Here is a 16423-nt window from a genome sequence, read left to right as displayed (position 1 = left end):
TCATGGCTTTTTCTCCACGGTTTTGCCGTTGTACTTGTAGGTCTTGGCCTGCATGGACATACCGATCAGCTCACCACCCTTCCCCTGGCTGAGCTGGAAAGAATCCAGGATCACGATGCGCGGTAAAGCAGCCATGTCCGCCGTGAACTTGCCAAGTTCGTGATAGGTGCCCACGACCTCGATGCGCATGGGCAGCTCGGTGGAGAACTCGTGTTTCACCTCTGGCTCCCAGTTGATCCTGTTCAATGTCAAACCGTTATCGGTGGCAATGAAGCTGATGTCATCCAGCAAACCGGCGACTTCGTGGGTGTTGGGCAGCTGTTTGAGCTGGGTGTCGACCAGATGTTCCAGCTGGACCATCTGCTTTCTGTATGCTTCCAGGTTCGCGGCCAGCATGGCCTTGCTCTCGAATTGTCCCTTGAGCTCGGTCTCTTTTGCGGCTTCACGACCCAGAGCCGCCAGGGAATTGGCAATCACGTAGTAATAGAGTGCCCCGCCAAGCAGAGCACAGCAGAAGAAGACAAAGATGCCCTTGGCGATCGGCGGCCAGCGGGCAATGTCATTGAGATCCAGGTCGTTGAGTTGTTGCAGGTTCATTTTTGCCCCTTAGCCACGTTGGGTAGCGCCGTGGCAATCTGGAACATCATGGAGAACTGGCTCAGGGCGATGGGGGCCACCTCGGCCGTGAAGATGGTGCTGAGCTGGGATTGTGTCAGCCAGCCGGAACCGTCGATTCGGCGCATCATGCTGGCTACCCTGCCATAGGCTTCAGTCTTTCCCTTCACGTCTATCTTGTTGTTTTGCAGAGCAAGGCTATCAAGATACACCCCGTTGGGGACCAGCACCGGCAGCTGATTGAACAGACGCACAGGGATGTTGCGGCGCATCTGCAACTGCTCGATGAGTTGCATGCGGTCAATCAACTCCTTGCGCCGTTCCTTGAGAAGCCTGATCTCCCCAAGCTGGGTGTCCAGGGTTGCCATCTCCTGCTGCAACCGCTGATTGCGCTGCTGCTGGTAACCGATCTGCTGCTGCACCAGCCAGTCTGCGGCAAAGGCGATGGCTGCCGTCCCCGCCAGGAACAGACCGAACAGGATGCCGAATTGTTTCTTCTGACGCTGCGCCCGAGCCTGCCGCCAGGGCAGAAGGTTTATATTTGACATGGTGTGAAGCTCCTCAGTGCCAGCCCGAGCGCCGTCATGTACTTGGCCCCATGAGTCAGCCCCCCCTCTCCCTGCGGCTTGCCAAAGAGTGCAAAGGGATCGGGATGCAGCACCTCGCAGTTGAGCTCGCTGCCGATTTGTCCGGCCAGCCCCGGCAGCAGGCTCCCCCCTCCGGTCAGCACCAGCCTGGAGAGCTCCTTGTTCCCCGAAGAGCTGCAAAACAGCTGCACGTTGCGCCGTATCTGCAACACCAGGGTGCTGAGGTGAGGCAACAGGACATCTACCTCATGATCCGCAGGCAGGGAGCCCTGGAGCTTGGCCAGTTCCGCTTCTTCCATACTCATGCTGTAAAAAGAGGCCAATGCCTGGCTGTATTGATCACCACCAAAATTCTGCAACCGGGAATAGATGACCTGGCCCCGTAGCAGGGCGGCGAAAGTCAGGGCGCTGGCACCGATGTCGACGATGCCAACCGGTTTCTCCGAGGTTTGCAGGTCAGGCAGGCAGGCCAGCACGGCGCGTCCGAGCGCATGGGCCCCCACATCCACCACCATGGTCGTCATGCCTGCCTCCGTCAGGGCACTGACCCGGCCACTGACGCTCTCGGTCCGCGCGGCACTGAGCAGGACCTCCTGACGCCCGTTCTCGCCCGCCATGCCGAGGATTTCAAAATCCAGGCTCACTTCATCGAGGGGAAAGGGGATGAGCTGCTCTGCCTCCAGGTGAACCTGGTTCTCCAGCTCGCTCTCGTTGATGTTGGTATCGACCTGAATGATCTTGGTGATGACATTGGAACCGGTCACGGCCGTGGCCACGTTCTGGCAATCCCCTTGCACGAGCCGCTTGAGCGACTTGAGGGACTGACTGACCCGTTCAATGTCCTGAAGTTGATAGTCGACCAGCGTCCCCCTTGGCATGGGGATCTCGGCAACCGAACCGAGGTGCACCTTGCCGGGACGTCCGCTGATGGTGACGGCCTTGATGGTTTGACTGCCAAAATCAATGCCCGCCAAGGAGACGAGGGATCCCTTACTTAATAGCCCAAACATATACACATCCATGCGTTATTGGGTTTTCGGACTTATTGTAGGACAGCGCGTCATGATGTGACGGCTTAACTCAATATAATGCTCTATCTATCAATGTCATAAAGTTTATGTCAAAAGTTGACGCCCCTCTCCTTTCGGCCTTGATTGCGGCCCCCTTGGTAATTGTGCCCTGGAGTGCTACCCTCCCGCCTCTTCTCGGGGTCGCCTGTTTGCGGACAGGAAAACCTCGAATCCGCGAGGGTAAAAAGGCTATACTCTGCGCCCGTTGGCTAATTTTAAGACGATTGGTAGTTCTTCCATGCTGAAATGGCTCGTTCGCCTGTTTATTGTCATGATGCTGGGTGCTGTGCTGGGCGTTGCCAGCCTCATCGGCATCTACTTCTACATCAAGCCCCAGTTGCCGGATGTCAGCGCCTTGCGCGATGTCAAACTGGCTACCCCCATGAAGGTCTACAGCCGGGACGGGGAATTGATCTCCCAGTTTGGCGAAATTCGTCGCATCCCCCTGCGGCTGGACGAAATTCCCCAGTCCATGATCGATGCCGTACTCGCCACCGAAGATGCCCGCTTCTATGAGCACCCGGGCATAGACCCCATCGGCATCATCCGTGCCGCCACCGTCTGGGCCGTCTCCGGCCAGGCGCGCCAGGGCGCCAGTACCATTACCCAGCAGGTGGCTCGCAACTTCTTCCTGAGCAACGAGAAGACCCTGGTACGCAAGATCAAGGAAGTGTTCCTCGCCTGGCGCATCGAGCAGAACCTCTCCAAGGACGAGATCCTCACCCTCTATCTCAACAAGATCCCCCTCGGCTACCGGGCATTCGGGGTCGGCGCGGCCGCCCAGGTCTACTTCGGCAAGGAGGTCAAAGATCTGACCCTGGACGAGATCGCCATCATCGCGGGTCTCCCCAAGGCACCTTCCATGCTGAACCCGATCCGTTCCCCGGAGCGCGCCTTCGCCCGCCGCAACGTGGTACTGGGTCGCATGCTGGAAACCGGCAAAATCACCCAGGCCCAGTATGACGAAGCCTCCAAGATGCCGATCAAGGCCCGTTTTCACGGTGCCGAAACTACGCTGAACGCCCCTTATCTGAGCGAGATGGTACGCCAGAAGATGGTGGAGCAGTTTGGTGAAGATGCCTACACCATGGGGCTGCACGTCTACACCACCGTCACCGCCAAGCGTCAGCGCGCCGCCCATCAGGCGCTGCTGGACGGTGTCTTCGACTACGACACCCGCCACGGCTACCGTGGCCCGACCGCCTTGCTGTGGAAGGCCGGTGAAACGGCCTGGGACTACGAGCAGATCATGGCCCATCTGGCCAAGCAGCCGACCTATCAGCCCCTGATGGCCGCCGTGGTCACCCAGCTCGGCGACAAGAGCGCCACCCTGGTGCTCAAGAATGGCAAACAGGCCGAACTGGGCTGGAATGGCATCAAGTGGGCGCGCGCCTTCATCACCGACGATCGCCAGGGCTTTGCCCCGAAATCGGCGCGGGATGTACTCAAAGTCGGCGCCCAGATCTGGGTCAGGGAAAAAGGGGAAGAGTTGCTGCTCTCCCAGATCCCCGACGTCAACGCCGCCCTGGTGGCCATGAACCCGCAAGACGGCGCCATCGAGGCCCTGGTCGGCGGCTTCAGCTTCGAGCTCTCCAAGTTCAACCGGGTCGATCAGGCCCGTCGTCAGGTCGGCTCCAACATCAAGCCTTTCCTCTATGCCACCGCGCTGGAGCAGGGCTATACCCTGGCGTCCCTCATCAACGATGCACCGATCAACCAGTGGGATCCTGCCAAGGGCCCCATGTGGCAGCCCAAGAACTCGCCCGCCATCTATGAAGGGCCGACCACCTTGCGCCTCGGCCTTGCCAAGTCCAAGAACGTGATGTCGGTCCGCCTGATGCGCGCCATCGGGCTGGATACCTATATCGACGGCCTGACCCGCTTCGGCTTCGCCCGTGATCACATTTCTGCCAACGAATCCCTGGCGCTGGGTGCGGCGGAGTTCACCCCGCTGGAAGTGGTGCGCGGCTACTCGGTGCTGGCCAATGGCGGCTTCCAGGTCACCCCCTACTTCATCACCGAAGTGACTGACAGCTTCGGCACCCCCCTGTTTGAGGCCAACCCGGCCGCCGCCTGCCGCGACTGCGGCGTGCTGGCCGCCGCCGGTCTCGACAGCGCGGATGCCTATGCCAATACCACGGCAGACTGGAAGGCCCAGTGCCCCATCGATCCTGTCGTGCCCAACAACATGGCACCGCAGACCATCAGCGCCCAGAGCGCCTTCCTCATCACCGACACCCTGACCACCGCCATCTGGGGTGGCAATGGCTGGCGTGGTACCGGCTGGCGGGCAGCCCGTGACCTCAAGCGTCACGACATCTCGGGCAAGACGGGGACCACCAACGAATCCCGGGATGCCTGGTTCTCCGGCTATACCCCGAATCTGGTGGCCACCTCCTGGATCGGTTTTGACAATCACCAGCGCGGTCTGGGCCGGGCCGAGTTTGGCGGCGGCGCCGCCCAGCCCATCTGGATTGACTTCATGAAGACGGCTCTGCACCAGGTGCCCGAACGCAAGATGCCGGTCCCCGAAGGGATCATGCAGGTCCGCATCGATCGTGAAACCGGTCTGCTGACCAATCGCGCCGATGGCAGTACCACGGAGGAGTTCTTCAAGGAGGGCACAGAGCCCACCCGCTACGCGAGCCAGATCTCCGATGGCAACCAGGTGTATGGCGGTGACGATGCGACCACAGACGGTCCCGTTTCCACCGACGACATCTTCTAGGTCCCCCTGGAAACAACAAAAACCGGCGCCCAGGCGCCGGTTTTTGTTTCGGGATGACGAGCGGGCTGCGTCAGCCCAGCAGGGCTTTCATCAGACTCGAGATGCGGGCCGCCAGCTCATTGAAGCAGGGGCGGCGAACCGAGTAGTGACGATAGAGCAGGGAGATGGTGCGCCCCGGCACGGGGTTGATCACCGGGCGATAGCTGACGCCCCCCTCCTCCGGGTTGGCGGGCACGGCGAGCCTGGGCACCAGCGTCATGCCGCTGCCGGCGGCGACCATGTTGCGCAAGGTCTCCAGACTGGTGCCCTTGAAGCGCTGATCCTCACCGATGCCCGCGGCAAAACAGAAACCCATCGCCTGATCCCGCAGGCAGTGACCGTCGGCCAGCATCAGCAATTTCTTGCCCTTGAGATTGTGCAGGGGCACCGCCTTGGCGCTCGCCTCCGGATGATGCTGGGGCACGGCCAGCCACATGGGCTCCTGATAGAGGGGGATGGCGCCAAACCCCTCCATCCCTTCCAGCTCCGCCAGCACGAGGCAATCCAGCTCCCCCTCCTCCAGCCGCTTGAGCAGCACCTGGGTCTGATCTTCGTAGAGGTAGAACTCCAGCTTGGGGAAGTGTTCACGCAGATCCTGGATGATGTGGGGCAGCAGGTAGGGGCCCACGGTGGGAATGAAACCGATGTGGATCTCGCCGGACATGGGCTCGGCGAAGTGCTGGCCTATGCTCTTGAGCTCTCGCGCCTCTTTGAGCACCTTGCGCGCCTGACGGGCCATGGCATCGCCGGCGGGCGTGAACAGCACCTTGCGGGAGGTGCGCTCGATGAGGATCACTCCCAGTTCATCTTCCAGCTTGCGCAGCTGGCCACTCAGGGTCGGCTGGCTGACAAAGCAGCGCTCCGCCGCCTTGCGAAAGTGTTTCTCCTCTTCCAGCGCTACCAGATATTCGAGATCGCGAAGGTTCATAGGTACTGCATCCTGCCGTTCAATGAGGCCGATAGCATGCACAAGAACGGTGCGGGGGACAAGGGAGGCGCACAGACGGGTCTGCCCTCTCCCTCTCCTTTGACAAGCCGAAGGCGATGGGCGAGAGACTCACCCCATCAGTGACACGATGTGATCCGCGAACGCCGATGGCTCTCCCAGATAGGAGGAGACAGGCAGCGCAACGACGCGCTCCCCTTGCATCAATCCCAGGGTCGGGAACCCCTGCCCGCCGAGCCGGCGCAGCCACGCCTGGCTTGTGGCCAGATGGCCCACAAGATCGACCCGACCAAAGGCCAGGGCGAATGCTTCCGGTGTCACCCCCTGCTCCCGCGCGAGCGCCGCCAGCCGCGTCGGGGAACCGACCCATTCCCCATCCCGGTAGTGGGTCTCCTGAATGCGGTGCAACAAGGCAAGGCCGTCGCCGCCAAGCTCGCTCACCGCCAGAACGGCGCGAATGGGCGGCTCGGAGTCAAGGAGCAGTGACTCGTTGAGCAGGAGCTCGTTGAAGTAGCGCTCACCAAAGCGCTGTCCGGTGAGGGCGTGGATGCGCTCGTCATGGGGGCGCACATAGTCCCGCAGGGGCTGGCCCATGGTCTGGCGCCTGGCGCCCATCCAGAGCCCCCCCCCATGCAGTTCGATGCGAAGGCCCGGGATCTCGGCAGCGGCTTTCAGCAGGGGGGCGGCGCCATAGCACCAGCCACAGAGGGGGTCATAGACATAATGGAGGGTTGTTTGCGCTTCGTTCATCATCATTCTCGCTTCAAGGCTGGATAAAAAACCGGGCACTCGGGCCCGGTAAAAAAACACAGGGAAGTAGGCGTCAGGGAGTTACCACTTCATCTCGCCGGTATTGACCTTGGCACCGATGGCCAGGCCATCGTCGACCGGCAGGGAGGGGTAAGCCTTCTTCAGCGCTTCAATCAGCTGGCCGGAGTGCTTGGCTTTGGCCAGCTCTTGCTCAAAGCGCTGCACGTAGTCACGGGTGAAGGTCACGGCTTCGGTACCCTTGGGCGCAGTCCCCAGGAAGTGACCCGGCACCACACGCTCGGGTTTCAGCGCCAGCAGGTTGTTCAGCGCCTTGACCCAGTTGCTGCGAGCGGCCTTGGACTGGCTGTCCGCCATCCAGACGTGCACGCCGCTGTAGACCGGCACACCCCCAAAGGCCGTCTTGATGGAAGGGGCCCAGAGGTAGGCATTCGGGGTGTTCATCTCTTTGATTTCAATCTTCTCGCCATCTAGGGTCAGGTGGCTGGCCGTCATCACTTGCGGCACGGTCAGGCTCTTGGGTGCATCCTTGCCCAGGATCGGGCCCCAGTAGCTCAGCTTGGCATCCTTGGTCTGCTTGATATGGTCGACCACATGCTGGTCGGCCAGCACTTTGACATCCGGGAACGCCGCCATGACGGGTTCCAGACCGAAGTAGAAGTCGGGATCACCGGCACTGATATAGACAGTGGTCAGCTTCTTGCCGCTCTTCTTGATCATGTCCACCAGCGCCTGACCATGTTGCACGTCGAACTGGGCATCGATCAGGATGGCCTCTTTGTCACCGGTTACCAGTGAGGAGGAGACGGGGAAGATCGCCTTCTCGCCGGGGTTGTAGACGGTCACGGTCAGGGGGGCCGCCAGGGCGGAACCCGTCATCAGGAGGCTGGTCAGGGTCAGGGTACGCAGTGTGTTGTTCATCAGATAACGCTCATCGGTGTGGATTAATGGAATGAGCGCAGTTTATTGCATCACCATCGATACAAATACCGCATAATAGGCGCATCACTGTTGCACAAATCGAGCATATAGGGGCACAAGATGGATAGGCTGACCGCATTGCGGGTCTTTGTCTGCGTCGTGGAACAGGGCAGCCTGAGCGGCGCTGGGGAGAAACTGGAGATGTCCCGCGCCATGGTGTCGCGCTACCTGGCCGAGCTGGAACGCTGGATGGGGGCCAGATTGCTGCACCGCACCACCCGCCGGCTGAGCCTGACCGGGCCGGGAGAAGAGGCGCTGAACCGGGCCAGAGCCATGCTGGCCCTGGGGGAAGAGATGGAACACCTGGCCATCCGCCATGACGAGGCCCCCAAGGGGCAACTGCGCATCACCAGCAGCTACTCTCTCTCCGAAGCCCTGCTGGTCGGGGCGGCGAACGACTACCTGGCCCATTACCCCGGCACGGCGATCGACATCCTGCTGTTGGACCGGACGGTCAATCTGGTGGAGGAGCGAATCGATCTCGCCCTGCGCATCACCAACGACCTCGATCCCAACCTGGTGGCCCGCAGGCTCGGCACCTGCCACTCGGTGGTGTGCGCCAGCCCCGCCTACCTGGCCCGCCATGCTCCGCCGCAGCAGGTGCAGGATCTGGCACTGCACAACTGCCTCACCTACACCTATTTCGGCAAGAGCCTGTGGGAGTTTCTGGGGCCCGATGGTCCCGAATCCGTCCCGGTGAGCGGCAACCTCAGCGCCAACATCTCCAACCTGCTGCTGGCCGCCACCCTGGACGGGGCGGGGATCAGCCTGCAACCCGCCTACTCGGTTCACCCCCATCTGGCAAGCGGCGCCCTGGTCCCCCTGCTCACCCCGTGGCAGCCCAAGCGCCTCGGCGTCTATGCCGTTTATGGCACCCGCAAACAGATGTCCCCCCTGCTGCGCAGCTTCCTCGACTTTCTCGTGGAGCGGATGGCGGACGATCCCCTGTGGCAGGAAGCCCCTCCCTCTCTCTGATCCCTGCGAGCCGCCACAAAAAAGGGGCCTCGCGGCCCCTCTTTGCTCCATCCTGTGCCGGTCAGGCTTCGAAACCGAATGCCTTGACCGGGGTCTCTCCCTCCTCGGCCTCCTGATCCTCCAAATAGATGTCGTGATAGGCGGCATAAATGGAGTAGTTGATGGCAGGCAGCACCACCAGCAGGCCCACCAGCATCAGGAGTGCGCCAAAGAAGATCAGCACGGCCCCGAGCAGCCCCCACCAGAGGAAGGGCCACATGTTGCGCAGACATCCCTTGAAGCTGAGCCGGGCTGCCTGCCAGACCCCGACCTGATGGAAGAGGATAAGGGCGGGGGCGAAGGTGATGGCCATCAGCACGGGAACGAACAGTGCCAATCCCACCAGGGCGCAGACGAGGAAGCCCTGTGCCTGCTCCGGGGTCAGCGCCAGGGAGCCCGGATCAGCGGACAACAGGCCGGTGAGTCCCCACTGGTGCAGCAGGAACACGCAGATCATCAGGATCCCCATGATGAGGCCGAGCACCATCAGGCCCCCCAGCATCAAGGGGGTCAACCGATGGCGGAAACCGGCAAAGAAGTCGCCAAATTGCAGCGCCTCGCCTTGGTGACCCCGCCGCGCCACCGCCACCCAGCCAGCCCCCCACACCATGTAGAGCAACTGGGAGATCAAGCCCCCCGCCGGCAGTTGATCCAGCACGATGCCCACCACAAACCAGAGCACTATCATGGCCACGCTGGCACCCATCCCCTTGTTGAAGATGTCGAATCCGGTGCGGATCCAGATCCAGCCCTGTCCTATGCCATGGCGTTTGGGTTCGTGGCGCAGGGCCCTGTCACTGTTCATCATTGACCTCGTCGAAAAATAGGGGCGAAGCGGCGTCTCCTCAGGGCACGCTCACCGTGACCATGATGGTGCCGGTGTAGGGGCCGGTGCGCACTACCTGGCCCGGCAGCCGGGTCGGGTAGAGCCTCACCTTGTAGTCGGTGGCCTGGGTCGCCGCCGAGTAGGGTACCGCGATGGCGGTATCGAATGGAATAGGGGTCAGGGCCCCCTGCTCGACCATGCCCACCCCGACACCGGCCAGGCTGGTGGTGATGAAGCGGTTGTCGCTCGCGAGCACCCCCGAGAAGCTGTAGCGCAGCGGCACCACGTAGTCGCTCGGGATCTGGCTGCAGGTCACGCTCACATTGACGCTGCGCGGCGCATAGCCCCTGGGGATCTCCCCTTCGATGAAGGCGCTCTGGGCCACGGCGCCCAGATCGATGGGAATGCTGGTACCGGCGGGGAACTGGCAACTGGGGGTCGAGGTGACTGTGATGTTCATCGCCAGGGTGCTGAACGCATTGGCCGGACTGGTATCGGGCAGGCTGCCACGTCGCACGAACAGCTGGGCCACGGTGCCACTGAAGGTCTGGGTGCCCGTGATCCCCTTGAGCAGCTTCAGGGTTGCTCGTCCCCCGTTCACGCTGATCCCCCCCAGCAGAGAGACATTGAGTAGCCCGCCCACACAGGCACTCAGAAGCCCAGTGGTAGTGGTGTTGAAGGGGACGCTCTGGTATCCCCCCGCCGCATTGAACTCCACCTTGAGACCGAGATAGGAATTGAGCTTGATGAGGGTACCGAGGGGATCGGAGACGGTGGGCAGGCTGGTGGTGCCCTGGTAGTAGGCCGTCACCAGCAACCCGACAGAGATACCGATGCAATCACAACTGGCCGTGCCCGTGGTGGCGAAGGTCGCACTGCGGGTATCACCTGGCTGATAGAGATCGCTGACGGTGAGCGGCAAGGTGGCCACGAAGGGGCTGGTGCACTGGCCGTTCACCGCGTTCCCTTCCCCGGGCCAGAGTCCGGCCCCCAGCAACAGCGCCCCCATCAACAGGGAGTCGGGGCCATGACGACCGGTTGCATCACTCATGGTGACCTCCTTGGCTTCTGAGCGGCATGAAGGGCTCCTCACGATAGCTGCCCTCATCGTCTATCCAGCGCAGCCGGCCACTCGCCCCCGCCGGGACAACCCCCATGGGCAGGTGCAGAGTGCCGTAGGGTGGCAGTACGCCCCCCTCCCGCCAGGCAAGCTGCCAGTCCCCCATCGTCAGCAACACTTCGCTCAGACTGATGTGGAAGGGGCCCGGATTGGTGACACCGAGCCCGCCTTCGGAGAGGATCTGCCACTTCAGCTGGCGGACCATCCCAGCCACGGAGCCCGAAAGGCCGGGGGGGCGGTAGAAAAGCTTGATACGGGTGCGATAGGCCAGCTGGACACTCCCCTCGGTGGCATGGACCTTGGGGGGCAGGCCAAGCACGTTGAGCCAGAACAGGGACTCCCTGTCCTGGGGCAACCGGTTCTGCTCTCCTCCGATCACCCTCAGTGTCTGCCCCCTGCCTGGTCCGAGTCGCATCACGGGCGGCAGCACCAGAAAGGGAGTCGCCACCTCACCAGGCCCCAGGCGCTCGTCTCCCAGGTCAACCCAGGCCTGCATCAGGCTGGGTCCGGTGCCGTCGTTGCGAACCATCAGGGCGGCCTCGCCCCCCTGATGGACGAGACGGGTCTGCATCAGCCGAATCGCGGCCTCCCCCCCCTGGGTCCACAAGAGGGCCCCGAACAGAACAAAACAGCTTGTCACCCCTACCCTGCTCCCACGTCCGCGCGAGTGCAGGTCATCACGGATGCCGTTCATGGTCCCGTCTCCATGTCGATGCAGCGCGCCGCCACCTGCTGGTAGGGCATGGCCGGATCCGGCGGGGGCATCCGATAGTCGAGGCGACACCCTTCATCGCTTGACTCCCCCCACTGGACGTAGAGCGTCCCCTGCTCGCCACGCACGAAGATAAGCCCTCCCTGCCCGACCACGGCCACCGATCCCCCCCGGTCATCGACCACGTCGGCCCCGAAAGGAGGGGCGCTGCCATCGTGTCGCTCGGCCTTGATGAGCAGTGGTTGCCCGACATGAGTCTCATAAGCGAGTTTCACGATGGCGCCCCGGCGGGGGGCCACCATACGGGCGCTGCCGTCGATCTCCACATCCAGTGGCAAACCGGTCGGGTCCAGCCCGATGACGTTGGTGCGATAGGGATTTAGCCCGGCCAGCACCGCATAGCCATCTCCATCCACCTCGCTGCCGATGCCGTGGCTCACCCTGGCCCCCTGGGCACCTTTGGCCTCCACCAGCGCCATGGTCTCTCCCTGGGTTTGCCCCATCACCCAGCCCTCTTCATGCACCAGCAAGGTCCCTTTGGCCGAGGCCACGTACTGGCCATACCCCTCCCCCTGGCTGGTACTGAGTCCCAACTGGGCGAACGCCGTCTGATACTGCACATTGGCCCCATACCCCCGGGTGCTGTCAGCTCCCCCAGGCCCCTGGCTCCCATAGACCCCGTAGTAGAAGCGCCCATCCCCGGAGCCTCCGCTGAGATCCAGTCTGGTGCTGGTCCCCACTCCCTTCTGATAGGAGAGGGTACTGCCAAGGCGAGGTGCCCCCAGCTTGTCACCGATGGGGATACTCAGGCTCAGTACGTACTGATCGCCAGTCCCCTCTTCCAGAGAGTGGCTGGCCGACAAGGTCAAACTGCCCCAGTCAAATCCCCGGCTGTAACCGAACTGAAGGCTGCTGCTCTCCCCCTGACCGCTCCAGTAATCCCGGCGGATGCCATTGAAATAGAAATCACCCCACTCCCCCACGGGCTGGTTGATGTTGAGCTGGAAGCGATTGCGCTCATGCTGCAGACGATCCAGTGCGCCAGCCTGCATCGCCGCCACATCGCTCAGGTCGAGATAGCCTTCGCTGGAGAAGCGGTAGGCTGCCAGGGTGAAGTAGGTTCGGGTCAAATCCATCTGCTTGCTGTAGGTAAGGCGATAGCTCTGGCCGGACAGGGAGGGAGGCAGATCCGCGCCCGAGGGTAAATCACTCGCCCAGGAACCGGTGACATCGAGGGCCAGGGCGCCGTAATCGGACCCCATGGCCGCCCCCCCCAGCAGAGCGGCATACTGTTTTGCGGCTATGGTTCCCCCGTAGAGAGTCAGGGTGTCCGACAGGCCGTGTCGATAGGTGCCTTGCAGAAAATCAGGCCCGTCTGGTCCGGCATCATTGCGATAACGTCCCAGAGTCAGGCTGAAGCGGGAGGTGTCGTGTCGCAGCATCTGCACCACGGAGGAAAACGGCAGGGTGAAGCGCTGCACGCTACCATCTGCCTCCGTGACCGTCACATCCAGGTCGCCGGCGAAACTGGTGGCATAGAGGTCGTCGATGGCGAAGGCCCCCGGCGCCACCTGGGTTTCATAGATGAGGGCATCGCCCTGGCGTATGGTGACCCTGGCATTGCTCTGGGCCACCCCGCGCACCACGGGAGCAAAACCCCGCTCGAAGTCGGGCAGCATGGCGTCGTCGCTGGCGATCTGCACACCGGTGAAAGGCACACTGTCGAAGCTGTCCCCCGGTGTGAAATATTCTCCCAGGGTGAGCTGGGCCGTGCGGGAGGTGACATCCCGCTGCACATAGCTGTTGAGGGGCAGATACCCCCCGCCAGATGTGCCTTGCCAGGAACCGTTGTGGCGCAGGCGCCAGGCCCCCAGGTTGAGACCCGTGTTGAGATTGACGCTGCTGCTGACCGGATCGCCCCCGTCATCCTGGTCGTTGTAGTACAGATTGGCGTTGTAACTGACGAAGGCGGCATTGATCCCCTGTACCCATTGATCCGGCCCGACATAATCGCGCCTGACCCGGCCAAGGTAGGCCTGGGGCAGGCTGAGATCACCGCTCAGGCTGGCAAGGTCGAAGGTAAAGCCGGCTCCCGGCACCAGGGCATTGACCTCGATGCAATCCTGTGCCAGTTGCGCCTTCACTGACGGCTGATCGGGCAGCTTGTCGAGGAGCAAACCCCATTGCGTCAACTGATCGGGCTGAAAACAGAATCTGGGAGTACCGGGGTCCGCCCCTGCTCTCACCTCCACCTGCTGATTCAGGCGCTCCCGGCCATTGAGGGTAATCTCGAGAGAATAGCGACCGGGAGGAATGAAATCGGCGCGGGAGAAGCGGGCCAGATCGATGTTGATCCCCAGACTGTCCAGCAAGCTGTTGTCAAATTCGACCTCTGCGGAGGGGGGGACCTCTGCGACGGGTTCATCGGCCATGACCATCCCTCCCCATCCCTCCAGCACAAGCAACCAACAAATCGATACAGGGAAGCATAAACCCGGGGGGAAATGGCATGAGATAGGCATCTTGAACGTCGCGACAGGGCTGCCGCGTACCAGATTCATGAGCAGGCAAGCGCCGCCATCCACCGAGCTCAATGGAAGACGAATTGGCCCACCTCGCGAGCACCGTAATCGTTGAGCCAATGGAAGGTCACCTTCTTGACATTGACGGCTCCGGAAAGGTGCTCCACGGGAAAGTCGAAGCTGCCACCCGGTACCACCATGCCGCCGCTCAGATTGCTGTAGCGTTTCGACTGGGCTGTCAGCAGTTCAAGATTGCTGATGCTGACGTGATAGAGGCTTGGATTGTGAGCCTGCAGTGCATAGCCTTGCCCCTGGCGGATCAGGCGCCAGCTGAGCTGATGGGCGGCACGCTCCACGTTGCCCGGCAGCCCAGTTGGCCGATAGAACAGCTTTATCCGGGAACGAAAGGCGAGTTGCACCATGTTCTGGCCCCGCTGGGTCGATTTCACGCTCGGCGGCACCTCCAGAACGTTGAGCCAGAACACGGATTCACGATCCTGGGGCAGCCCCGTTCCCACATAGGCGAGGCGCAAGGATTGGCCACGACGGGCTTCGATGCGGGTGATAGGGGGTGTGATGAGGAAGGGGAGCGCCTCGGCGCCGGGCCGGATGCGACGATCACCGGCGTCCAGCCACACCTGCACCAACGAGGGAGCGCTTCCCTTGTTGGTCAGCTCCAGCGTGACCTCCCGCGCACTGGCTGGATAGATGACCCTGGTCCCCGAGATCTGCACATGTCCCCAGCTAAACCAGGGCAGGAGCAGCAGGCACCAGCACCACCAGCCACTCCTTGTCCTGGCGAAAACGTGGGCAAGTAAAGAGCTCATGGCGCATGACTCAGTGATAATCCAGAGAGTAGATGAGGTCTGCCGAGACCAGACCCGCACCAACGGCCCCGGTGGCAATGTACTGGGCGCTGTAGTAAAGCGTTGCCCCGCCGGTAGCACTGAAGTTCACCAGCACGTTGTTGCCTGTATTGGTCCTCAGGTCGATGGGCGTGCTGTTGGCAGAGAGGATCTGCACTTCCACGTTTTGCGCCGGATTCTTGCCTCCCGACGCGACGGCCTTGTTGCTGAGATTGCCCGAGGTCTGCTCCACGCCGATGTTTTCGAAGTAGGCGCGCACCGAGCCCGTGGTCGGGCAACTGGTGAGGGCGAGGTTGAAACCGGTCGCCCCTGCGGTCTGCCCTATGCTGCCGAGGGCATTGGTACTGACGGTGGGCAGGGTGACGGTCGCCGATGCTGTACCCCCGTTGACCGCGATGGCACAGGTACCTGCGGTCACTTCCCCGTTGATGGTAATGACCCCGTTGAAGGCAACGGCGGGCATCGTCACGATCGCCAATGCGAGTCCGAATATCGAGAGCGCTTTCGTCTTCATCACAACCTCCTCTATCCCTGGATGTCGCTGGCGACTACGGTACCCCTGCCAGAGCTTCACAGCCTTGTCACTGTAGGTGTCATTCAAAGACACCATTAGTGACACTCTAGTAAATAGCATGAAATTCTCATTTCCGCCCTCTACAAGGCAACCTCTGATGCACCCCATGGTCACGGTTGACGGACAGCACCGCCAGAATGTGGCATTATCTCCCCCCTCTTGCTTTCCCCCTGATCCGATGGAGCCATCATGCGCCGCCTCTTCTTTCTTCTCCTGCTGCTCGGCAGCCCTGCGCTTCACGCCGAACCGGGGTTTATCAGCCGCCTGCTCAACCACCCGGTGCCGGGGGGCGTGGCCGTGGTACCACTGGGAAGCGGGGCCAAGGCGCCCGCAGTGCGCTATCAGGACAAACCTGTGCTGGTGGTACAGGAAGACGGGAAGACGTGGATCGCCATCGTCGGCATCCCGCTCAAGAGCGCGCCCGGCCCCCATCAGGTGACCACCAGCGATGGCCGCACCTTGAGCTTCACGGTCGGCACCAAGCACTACCGTGAGCAGCACATCAAGCTCAAGAACAGCCGCCAGGTCAATCCGCTGGCCGAAGACATGACCCGCATCAACCGGGAGCTTGCCGAACAGACCCGCGCCTACCAGACCTTCAGTCCGGCTCAGCCGAGCAACCTGCTGTTTGACAAGCCGGTCCAGGGCCCGCTCTCCAGTCCCTTCGGGCTGCGCCGCTTCTTCAACGGCGAGGAGCGCAACCCCCACTCCGGCCTCGACTTCGCGGTCGGAGCCGGCACTCCCATCAAGGCACCAGCCGCTGGCAAGGTCATCCTCATCGGCAACTACTTCTTCAACGGCAATACGGTGTTCGTCGACCACGGCCAGGGCCTCATCAGCATGTTCTGTCACATGTCGAAGGTGGACGTAAAGCTGGGCCAGAGCCTGCCCCGCGGCGGCATCGTCGGCCGGGTCGGCGCCACCGGTCGCGCCACCGGCCCCCACATGCACTGGAACGTCAGCCTCAACGACGCCCGCGTCGACCCCGCCATCTTTATCGGCGCCTTCAAGCCCTGAGGCCGGCGACCTGCAGCCCACAGGCAGGGGCACTCAAA

15 protein-coding genes are annotated in these 16423 nt (G+C 62.2%); 3 read left to right on the top strand and 12 right to left on the bottom strand.

The features are described from left to right. Genes tapO through tapM form a run of 3 tightly spaced genes read right to left on the bottom strand, consistent with a single transcriptional unit; the run spans window position 1 to window position 2212 of the window. Entirely contained in the window at window positions 1-597 is a 597-nt protein-coding gene (tapO, locus tag ACVDHI_RS10315; protein ID WP_041212566.1) for a PilO family type IV pilus biogenesis protein TapO, read from the bottom strand. Continuing rightward, window positions 594-1163: a PilN family type IV pilus biogenesis protein TapN gene (gene tapN, locus ACVDHI_RS10310; RefSeq protein ID WP_039039579.1), complete on the bottom strand. Its 570-nt coding sequence runs from the start codon at window positions 1161-1163 to the stop codon at window positions 594-596. Before tapN ends, tapO begins: the two co-directional genes overlap by 4 nt. Continuing rightward, complete coding sequence (gene tapM / locus ACVDHI_RS10305; protein ID WP_323944273.1) at window positions 1151-2212, bottom strand: PilM family type IVa pilus assembly protein TapM; 1062 nt, start codon at window positions 2210-2212, stop codon at window positions 1151-1153. The genes tapN and tapM overlap by 13 nt, the downstream gene beginning before the upstream one ends. Before the next feature lie 298 nt (window positions 2213-2510). Between tapM and ACVDHI_RS10300 the strand changes: the two genes are divergently transcribed. Further along, window positions 2511-5000 (top strand): penicillin-binding protein 1A, encoded by a 2490-nt coding sequence (locus ACVDHI_RS10300; RefSeq protein ID WP_124244331.1) that lies wholly within the window; start codon window positions 2511-2513, stop codon window positions 4998-5000. Window positions 5001-5070: 70 nt separating this feature from the next. Here ACVDHI_RS10300 and oxyR read toward each other — a convergent pair whose 3' ends face one another. The 3 genes from oxyR to ACVDHI_RS10285 all read right to left on the bottom strand — a co-directional run bounded on the left by oxyR (window position 5071) and on the right by ACVDHI_RS10285 (window position 7674). Continuing rightward, window positions 5071-5967 (bottom strand): DNA-binding transcriptional regulator OxyR, encoded by an 897-nt coding sequence (gene oxyR / locus ACVDHI_RS10295; RefSeq protein ID WP_010673817.1) that lies wholly within the window; start codon window positions 5965-5967, stop codon window positions 5071-5073. Between the two features lie 129 nt (window positions 5968-6096). Beyond that, entirely contained in the window at window positions 6097-6741 is a 645-nt protein-coding gene (locus ACVDHI_RS10290; protein ID WP_447212057.1) for a DsbA family protein, read from the bottom strand. A 75-nt stretch (window positions 6742-6816) separates the two neighbouring features. Further along, window positions 6817-7674, bottom strand: a complete 858-nt coding sequence (locus ACVDHI_RS10285; protein ID WP_124244328.1) for a Vmh family MBL fold metallo-hydrolase — start codon at window positions 7672-7674, stop codon at window positions 6817-6819. A gap of 120 nt (window positions 7675-7794) precedes the next feature. Here ACVDHI_RS10285 and ACVDHI_RS10280 point away from each other — a divergent pair, with 120 nt between their 5' ends. Next, complete coding sequence (locus tag ACVDHI_RS10280; protein ID WP_447212056.1) at window positions 7795-8709, top strand: LysR family transcriptional regulator; 915 nt, start codon at window positions 7795-7797, stop codon at window positions 8707-8709. Between the two features lie 61 nt (window positions 8710-8770). On the opposite strand, the gene ACVDHI_RS10275 is transcribed toward ACVDHI_RS10280, so the two are convergent. The 6 genes from ACVDHI_RS10275 to ACVDHI_RS10250 all read right to left on the bottom strand — a co-directional run bounded on the left by ACVDHI_RS10275 (window position 8771) and on the right by ACVDHI_RS10250 (window position 15308). Further along, on the bottom strand, window positions 8771-9553 hold the full coding sequence (locus tag ACVDHI_RS10275) for a BPSS1780 family membrane protein (RefSeq protein WP_048208643.1): 783 nt from the start codon (window positions 9551-9553) through the stop codon (window positions 8771-8773). A 40-nt stretch (window positions 9554-9593) separates the two neighbouring features. After that, complete coding sequence (locus tag ACVDHI_RS10270; RefSeq protein ID WP_223955674.1) at window positions 9594-10625, bottom strand: fimbrial protein; 1032 nt, start codon at window positions 10623-10625, stop codon at window positions 9594-9596. Further along, window positions 10618-11265, bottom strand: a complete 648-nt coding sequence (locus ACVDHI_RS10265; protein WP_301479643.1) for a fimbrial biogenesis chaperone — start codon at window positions 11263-11265, stop codon at window positions 10618-10620. The genes ACVDHI_RS10270 and ACVDHI_RS10265 overlap by 8 nt, the downstream gene beginning before the upstream one ends. Window positions 11266-11384: 119 nt before the next feature. Continuing rightward, window positions 11385-13838: a fimbria/pilus outer membrane usher protein gene (locus tag ACVDHI_RS10260; protein ID WP_447212055.1), complete on the bottom strand. Its 2454-nt coding sequence runs from the start codon at window positions 13836-13838 to the stop codon at window positions 11385-11387. A 158-nt stretch (window positions 13839-13996) separates the two neighbouring features. Continuing rightward, complete coding sequence (locus tag ACVDHI_RS10255; RefSeq protein WP_324063173.1) at window positions 13997-14755, bottom strand: fimbria/pilus periplasmic chaperone; 759 nt, start codon at window positions 14753-14755, stop codon at window positions 13997-13999. Between the two features lie 10 nt (window positions 14756-14765). Further along, window positions 14766-15308: a fimbrial protein gene (locus tag ACVDHI_RS10250; protein WP_041215630.1), complete on the bottom strand. Its 543-nt coding sequence runs from the start codon at window positions 15306-15308 to the stop codon at window positions 14766-14768. A gap of 249 nt (window positions 15309-15557) precedes the next feature. Here ACVDHI_RS10250 and ACVDHI_RS10245 point away from each other — a divergent pair, with 249 nt between their 5' ends. Next, window positions 15558-16385 (top strand): M23 family metallopeptidase, encoded by an 828-nt coding sequence (locus tag ACVDHI_RS10245; protein WP_039039573.1) that lies wholly within the window; start codon window positions 15558-15560, stop codon window positions 16383-16385. The last annotated feature ends 38 nt before the right edge of the window (window positions 16386-16423 follow it).

This window comes from Aeromonas sp. 25-248 (genome assembly GCF_053005425.1).
Note: the sequence above shows the minus strand (reverse complement) of the source record. Positions and strands in the feature narration are given on the sequence as shown.